The following is a 6,536-nucleotide window of genomic DNA, read 5'->3' as shown; positions in this document are numbered from 1 at the left end:
GGGACTGCCATTCACCGGCGACTTCATCCCAACGACGATCAAGCGCGCGCCGCTCGTCGGCGAGCATACACAGGAAGTATTGGGCGAGTTGTGAACATCTGAGCCGATGTATCGCACATGTCGGGTGGCGCATAACAACCGTAACCGTTCCTTTGGTAATCTGGAGAGTTGATAGTGTCGAAACTGGAAGGAAAAGTGGCCGTAATCACCGGCGGCACGACCGGGATTGGCCTGGCTACGGCCAAGCGTTTTGTAGATGAGGGCGCTTATGTCTTCATTACAGGCCGCAGACAGGCGGAGCTGGACAAGGCAAAGGCCGAAATCGGCAGGAACGTGACCACTGTTCAGGGAGATGTGCGGAATCTCGCCGATCTCGACCGGCTGTACGACATCGTGAAAGCCGAGAAGGGAGTCGTCGACATCCTGTTCGCCAATGCCGGCATCGCCGAACATACGATGCTCGATTCGATCACCGAAGAGCATTATGACAGGGTCATGGGCATCAATCTGAAGGGCGTGGTCTTCACGGTGCAGAAGGCTCTCCCGCTGATGACCCGCGGGGGCTCGATCGTGATCAATGCATCGATCGTTGGTATTTCGAAGGGTGTTCAATCGCTCGGAATCTATTCCGCCAGCAAGGCAGGCGCCCGCGCCCTGATCCGCGCCTGGGTACCGGATCTCAGCGCCAGAGGCATCCGCATGAACGCCGTGAGCCCGGGGCCTACCGACACGCCGATCTTCGAGAGCCAGTTCGGCACCGTAGAGAGGGCCGAAATGGCGCGTCAGGCGGCTATCAGCGCGACGCCGATGAAGCGCATGGGGCTGCCGGAGGAACTTGCGGCGGCCGTGTTCTTCCTGGCGTCAAGCGAATCCAGCTTCATTACGGGCATCGACCTGCAGGTCGATGGCGGCATGGCGCAGGTTTGACGTTGAAAGAGGGCGAAAGGATCCCGGCCGAGCCGGGATCGGCTTCATTGCGTCGAGCAGAAAATATGTTGTCATCCCGGCCAAGGCGCCACAGGCGCTAACGTAAGGCCTTCTTAAGCCTTCTCCCGCTTGCGGGAGAAGGTATGGATGAGGGTCTTTTTCTATCTTTTTCTTTGCTTTTGGTGAACAAAGAGGTGAGGCAGAAAAAACGACCCTCGCCCAACCCTCTCCCGCAAGCGGGAGAGGGCTTAAGCTAAATGTGCGCTCGAGACTCTATGTTGACCCGTTGGCGCTATCTGGCCGTTACCCTTCCAGTTCGGCTTTGACTGTGTCGAGGGCGAGCTGATATTCGACGAAAGCGCCGCCAGCGATGAAATCTTCGGCCTCGAGATCCCATGTCACGTGAGACTGGGATTCGCCGGTTGGCGTAACGGTAAGTGTGCCGTTGAGGACGTGGACGATCTTGCCGGGGCCGGCGATCGATTCAAAGCTGATCGGCTCGGGAAGATCATAGCTATATGTGTGGCGCTTGTCGTCATGTTCGGTCAGGCGCTGCACGAGGTTGAAACTCCATGCATCCTTGGTCACTGAACGCAAATTGCCGTTCATTGTGCAGTTTTGCGGCTCTGTTCCGGGTATCCAACTGATATCGGCAAAATTGCCGATCCGGGCCCAGATATCGTCGGCTGACCGGTTGATGGTCGCCTGCGCGTGTTTCTTGATGGCTGGCATATATTCTCCTCTCACTCGTTACTGGGGTTGTAAGTTCGGGTGTCGATATCGACCGGACGAAAAACGCGAACGACGCCTTCTTTCGTAAGCCGTGCGATCTCCTCCGGATTGACGTCGATGTTCGCGAGAATATCTGCGGTGTCCTGGCCAATCGAGGGCGCCCGCCGCGGCGATGCCATGGGCGGATCGCTTCTGACCGGCATTTTCATGGTGACGGTGGCCTGATCGGACTCGAGCCACTCAATCCGGGCGTGCATCTGCGGATCATCGGCAACTGCCGCGCATTCGTTGACGGGCACGACCGGAACGTCGGCATCGGCGAAAATGCGCATCCAGTCATTGAGATCCCTGGAGGCGATCGTCTCGGTCAGTACTTCGTCGATTGCCGTCGAGCCACGCACCATATATTCATTCTCGGGCACATGGGCGAGCAGGTCGGGCCGGCCGGTCGCCTCGGCAAGCCGCACGAAAAATTTGCGTTCGAGCGTCATCAGCATCAAGGCCCTGCCATCGCGGGTGCGATAGGCCTGCATCGTCGATCGGGGCACGGGAGGCGTGCAATCGCCCGGGGGCGTTGGTGGTGGCACCACGACGCCGGCCTCGGCAGACCGCAGCTCGGCGACCTGCTCTTCGACGGCATAGTTGGCGAATGCCGCCGCATCGGACTGCGCAATGTCCAGAAATGCAGGGCGCCCGGTGCGGCGGCACCACGATAAGGCGGCGAGCGCCGATGTCGCGCCGAACAGCGGGGCGACCAGTGCACCGAAATAGACATGGCGTGAAGGCATGCGGGGCCTTCCGCTCTCGTCTTCTTCAATGCCGGCGAGCCCGGCGATGGCATCGAAGCCTATGCCATGGCTCGGCATGTTGCGGTACGGCCCAGTCTGGCCATAGCCGGACAGTGCAACCATCACCAGGTTCGGCTTCAATTCGGTCAGCGCCGACCAGGTCAGCCCCATTTTCGCAAGCGTTCCCGGCCGCAATCCTTCGATCACGATGTCGACCGTGGGAATTAACCGGCGGATGAGATCGATCCCCTCCGGCGTGTGCATATCGACGGCAATGCTCCGCTTGCCGCGGTTCCAGCGGCGATGCAGAGCCGAATCGTTGAACCCGGGCCGGGTTCCCACGAGGCGCGTGGTATCACCGCGCACCGGCGGCTCGATCTTGATGATGTCAGCGCCGAGATCGGCCAGATGCATCCCCAATTGCGTTGGCGAAAGGCTCGCAATCTCCAGGACGCGAACGTCGTCGAGGAAGCGCACGGGATCGGCGTCACTCAAATGGCCTGTTTCGGGCGCGCTCACGCAGGCAGTACCTCTCGAACATCTGGCGCCCAGGCACATACGATAGGGCGGAAATGGATGCTTAACGCATGTGCGGGCGCAAGTGCCGACGCCCGGTTCTGTGGCTATTGCAGGTGACGGTGATCAGCGGACATCGACGGGATCGGTGCCGGCGCCGGTTCGTACCCATATCTCCGATCGTCGGCGGCCGGCGCGCGACCATCGGCCAACCGCCCGACCGTGCCGACCTGCAGTTCGCCGAGAATCCCATCAGTTCCGACCGGGAGCATCACGACGTTTTCGCCCTTTCGCATCTCTCCGGTCGCGGCAACCCTGAGCAGGGGGACGCCCTGGGATAAGCCGATGCGGACCTCATCCACGGTCACGCCGGCGAGGAAGCGATATGCACCGCCATCAGCATCGGATTCGCGTGCCAGGGTCCATGCGATGGGGGCATCGGTCGCGAGGGTGGCCGCGATCTGGACCGGATCCTGGGTAAATTCGGAGAAGATGTGCTTCCAGCTGAGATCGGCTGCCCGTTCCGCGAGATGCGCGTGGGCGACGGCTTCTTCTCTCAATGTTCGTGCCTCAGCCTGCCTCACCCTGCCATCCTCTCGATCGTTGAATCCGCGTCCATGTCTTCCGAACGTCGGGGTTGCCAGACACCCTAACCTGCGTTGTCGCGGCGATGCAATAGTAGAGGCTATGTAGCGTGGCTTGTCGTGAAACAGCGGGATCCTGCGGGAACCGGGCTCGGCCCACGCCGTGAGCTCGCTGCATTCGTTGCCGAGACGCCTTGCGATGGTATCGCCTATAGTTGATAGCTGTTACAATCTCACTTACGTTCGGATCGGTCTCGACGATGATCGTATGGAGAGGGTAATAACATGGGCGCAGAAGTGAAGGCGGCGAGCAAGGGCGGCGAAGCCGATCAGGACGATCGCAAGACCGCGGGGTTCATAGCCAAGAATCTCCAGCCCTTCAAAGTCTCAAGGGTTGCGCATAATTTTGCCTTTGCGCGGGAGATTTTGAAGACGCCCGGTGTGAATCAGGGACGCGGGGGTGTCACCGAGCGGGACCTGGAAAATCCTGAGCACGTCTCATTCTTCTTTCTGGATGGCGAACGGCATCGCAAGCGCCGGGCATCGGTCGCCAGCTATTTCACGCCAAAAGCCGTCGTAACGCGATATCGGCCGTTGATGGACCGGACGATGGACGAATTGATCGCCAAATTGCAGCGCGAAGGTTCGGGCGTGCTCGATGAGATGAGTCTCCAGATGGCTTCCAACGTTGCGATGGAGGTTGTCGGCCTGACGAACAGCGACAACCATAAGCTGACGCAGGTCATCCGGCAGCTGATGAACAGCAATCCTGCTATCGGAAAGTCGCCGCTTTATCAGTTCGTGCACAAGGCTCTACTTGGCTGGTATTATAAGGGCCTGATGATGAAGCGGACGATGGATCTCTACAAGAACCATATCGTTCCCGCTGCCGAGGCGCGCCGAAAAGAGCCGAAGGACGATGTCATGTCCTACATGGTCAAGGAGGATTACTCCATGAAGGCCATGATCATTGAATGTATGACCTATGCCGGGGCGGGCGTTTCCACCACGCGTGAGTTCATCGTAATGGCGGCCTGGCAGCTTTTTGAAAGACCGGAGCTGATGGCGCGTTTCCTGAATGGCGACGAGGCCGATCAATTCGCGATTCTCGAGGAGATCCTGAGGCTCGATCCGGTCGCCAATTATGTCTATCGCCAGTCGACGATCGATATACCGTCGTCGGTAAGCGGCAAGCCCGTAACGAAAGGCGAAGTGTTCGCGATCAACATACGCGACGTCAACACCGACGCCAGCGTCGTTGGAGAATGCCCGTACAAGCTCGATCCGGACCGAGCGAAGCGCATGAAGATGGCGGGTGCGTGGATGAGCTTTGGCGATGGACCGCATCGCTGTCCGGGGTCGCAGGTCGCGCTGCACGAATCGCGCGTGTTTCTCGACAGGTTGCTTCGGGTCCCGGGCATCCGGATGGCAAAAAAGCCCGAACTCGTGTTGAGTGTGCAGACTCAGGGCTATGAATTGCGCGGTGCGGTCGTAGCCTGCGACCGCAAGTAGGAATTAAAACGTTCCACAGGGACCGGCAGAGGCGGTCCCTGTGGAGTGGATTCGAGTGTTGGCGTGACGCTCAGCTTTGCGCGGTCAGCGGAGCGACACGCGGAACGGGGGTGCCGGCTGGGTCGGTTTCATCTTCTGCGAAGCTGTCATCAACTTTCGGGTTGCGCGGGAGCAGCAGGAACATGGCCCCGCCGATCAGCGCAAGTACGCCGCTGAGAAACAGGAACGGTGCAAAGACCAGATAGATCTTCAGCATTATGCTGACGACAACGGCGCCCACCACCGCTGCGATCGCGACGGTTGCCGCGAGCATGCCGTGGACAGTGCTATAGACACGTATGCCGAAGTTGCGGACCACGAGATAGGCCATCACGTCGCCTTCGGCGCCAACCGAGAGGCCGAATACAAGCACGGAAATGAACAATAATGGCCGGGAGTCCAGGCCCGAGGCGATGAGGAGCAAGCCAAGGCCCGACAGCGCCATTCCGACCGTCGCGACCAGCGGAGCGGGGAAACGATCGAGTGCGACACCACTCACGAGCCGACCGAGGAGCGTGCCGGACGCGTAAGCAGAAATCATGAGCGAAGCGGCTTTGCCCGATGCCCCATTTTCGGCGAGCACCAGGTTGAGCTGGGACATCATCACGGTTTGCGGGAGGTTGCACAGCAGGATCGCAACGAAGATGATCCAGAACGCCGGCGTCCGAAAAATCGTGCCATAATCCTTTTTTGCGGCGCTGGGCTTCGCTTTCGCTACGAGTTCCTCACGTTCCTTTGGAATGAGCAAAAGCGATACGACACCCATGACGCCGGTGAAGATGGCCATGGCCAGGTAGCCGGCTCGCCAGCCGTGATCGGCGACGAAATTGTTGAGCAATGGCCCACCGATCGCCACGGTTACTGCCGGGCCGGAGGCTGCGATACCAAGCGCCAATCCGCGCGCGCGCTTGAAATGCTGCATGATGAGCCGGCAATAGACGGGTGGCGTCGTCGTCGCGAGCACCGCGGTCTGCAAGGCATATAGGATCGCATATGTGCGAATGTCGGCAACGGTCGTTAGCCCCAGGAAGAGGAGCGGACACGCGACGACCCCGACCGCGGCGGTCTTGCGCACGCCGAGGACGTCGGTAAGCCGCCCGACGAACGGGAAGACCAATACGGCACCGAGGGCGAGCGATCCGACTAGGGCGAGTTCCGATTTCGACCAGCCGAATTCCCCGATCAGATAGGGGCCCATGATGCCGATGACGTAGCTGATAATCATTAGCCCGGTCGAAAGACCGATGACAACCGCCGCCAGCGGGCGCCATCCGCGGCGCAGCTCATTGAAGTACGGCGTCATCTCCCATCCTTTTCGTTCTAGGCTGCTCATAGGCCGCCCTTCTACCTTGGGAACGGGATAAGGCTATAGCTAGGGAGAAGTTGCCCTGCCCGCAGGCTTAATGTGTTGCCGACGGTCGAGCTTCTCGCTGGAAGC

6 protein-coding genes are annotated in these 6,536 nt (G+C 59.9%); 2 read left to right on the top strand and 4 right to left on the bottom strand.

Annotated elements, in window-relative coordinates:
• Window positions 1-174 precede the first annotated feature (174 nt).
• The gene (locus BLS13_RS07375) at window positions 175-927 is read left to right on the top strand and encodes an SDR family NAD(P)-dependent oxidoreductase (protein WP_093451001.1); all 753 of its coding nucleotides are present in this window, start codon (window positions 175-177) and stop codon (window positions 925-927) included.
• Between the two features lie 303 nt (window positions 928-1,230).
• On the opposite strand, the gene BLS13_RS07370 is transcribed toward BLS13_RS07375, so the two are convergent.
• From BLS13_RS07370 to BLS13_RS07360, 3 genes are all read right to left on the bottom strand, one after another.
• Window positions 1,231-1,659, bottom strand: a complete 429-nt coding sequence (locus BLS13_RS07370; protein WP_093450999.1) for an SRPBCC family protein — start codon at window positions 1,657-1,659, stop codon at window positions 1,231-1,233.
• Between the two features lie 11 nt (window positions 1,660-1,670).
• Complete coding sequence (locus tag BLS13_RS07365; RefSeq protein ID WP_176943477.1) at window positions 1,671-2,966, bottom strand: CaiB/BaiF CoA transferase family protein; 1,296 nt, start codon at window positions 2,964-2,966, stop codon at window positions 1,671-1,673.
• Window positions 2,967-3,070: 104 nt separating this feature from the next.
• Window positions 3,071-3,547 carry a hypothetical protein gene (locus BLS13_RS07360; protein ID WP_143011901.1) on the bottom strand — a complete coding sequence of 159 codons (477 nt, stop codon included), beginning with the start codon at window positions 3,545-3,547 and terminating at the stop codon, window positions 3,071-3,073.
• Window positions 3,548-3,832: 285 nt separating this feature from the next.
• Here BLS13_RS07360 and BLS13_RS07355 point away from each other — a divergent pair, with 285 nt between their 5' ends.
• On the top strand, window positions 3,833-5,059 hold the full coding sequence (locus tag BLS13_RS07355) for a cytochrome P450 (protein ID WP_093450996.1): 1,227 nt from the start codon (window positions 3,833-3,835) through the stop codon (window positions 5,057-5,059).
• A gap of 70 nt (window positions 5,060-5,129) precedes the next feature.
• On the opposite strand, the gene BLS13_RS07350 is transcribed toward BLS13_RS07355, so the two are convergent.
• Complete coding sequence (locus BLS13_RS07350; RefSeq protein WP_176943476.1) at window positions 5,130-6,401, bottom strand: MFS transporter; 1,272 nt, start codon at window positions 6,399-6,401, stop codon at window positions 5,130-5,132.
• Window positions 6,402-6,536: the final 135 nt, after the last annotated feature.

The organism is Sphingomonas sp. YR710, assembly GCF_900101455.1.
Lineage (GTDB): Bacteria > Pseudomonadota > Alphaproteobacteria > Sphingomonadales > Sphingomonadaceae > Rhizorhabdus.
The sequence above is the reverse complement of the archived record's forward strand: the minus strand, read 5'-3'. Positions and strand labels throughout refer to the sequence as shown.

What these genes read in the sequence shown, in the direction of transcription:
- BLS13_RS07350 (WP_176943476.1), bottom strand. Translation starts at nt 6,401, where the DNA reads ATGACGCCGTACTTCAATGAGCTGCGCCGCGGATGGCGCCCGCTGGCG.
- BLS13_RS07355 (WP_093450996.1), top strand. Translation starts at nt 3,833, where the DNA reads ATGGGCGCAGAAGTGAAGGCGGCGAGCAAGGGCGGCGAAGCCGATCAG.
- BLS13_RS07370 (WP_093450999.1), bottom strand. Translation starts at nt 1,659, where the DNA reads ATGCCAGCCATCAAGAAACACGCGCAGGCGACCATCAACCGGTCAGCC.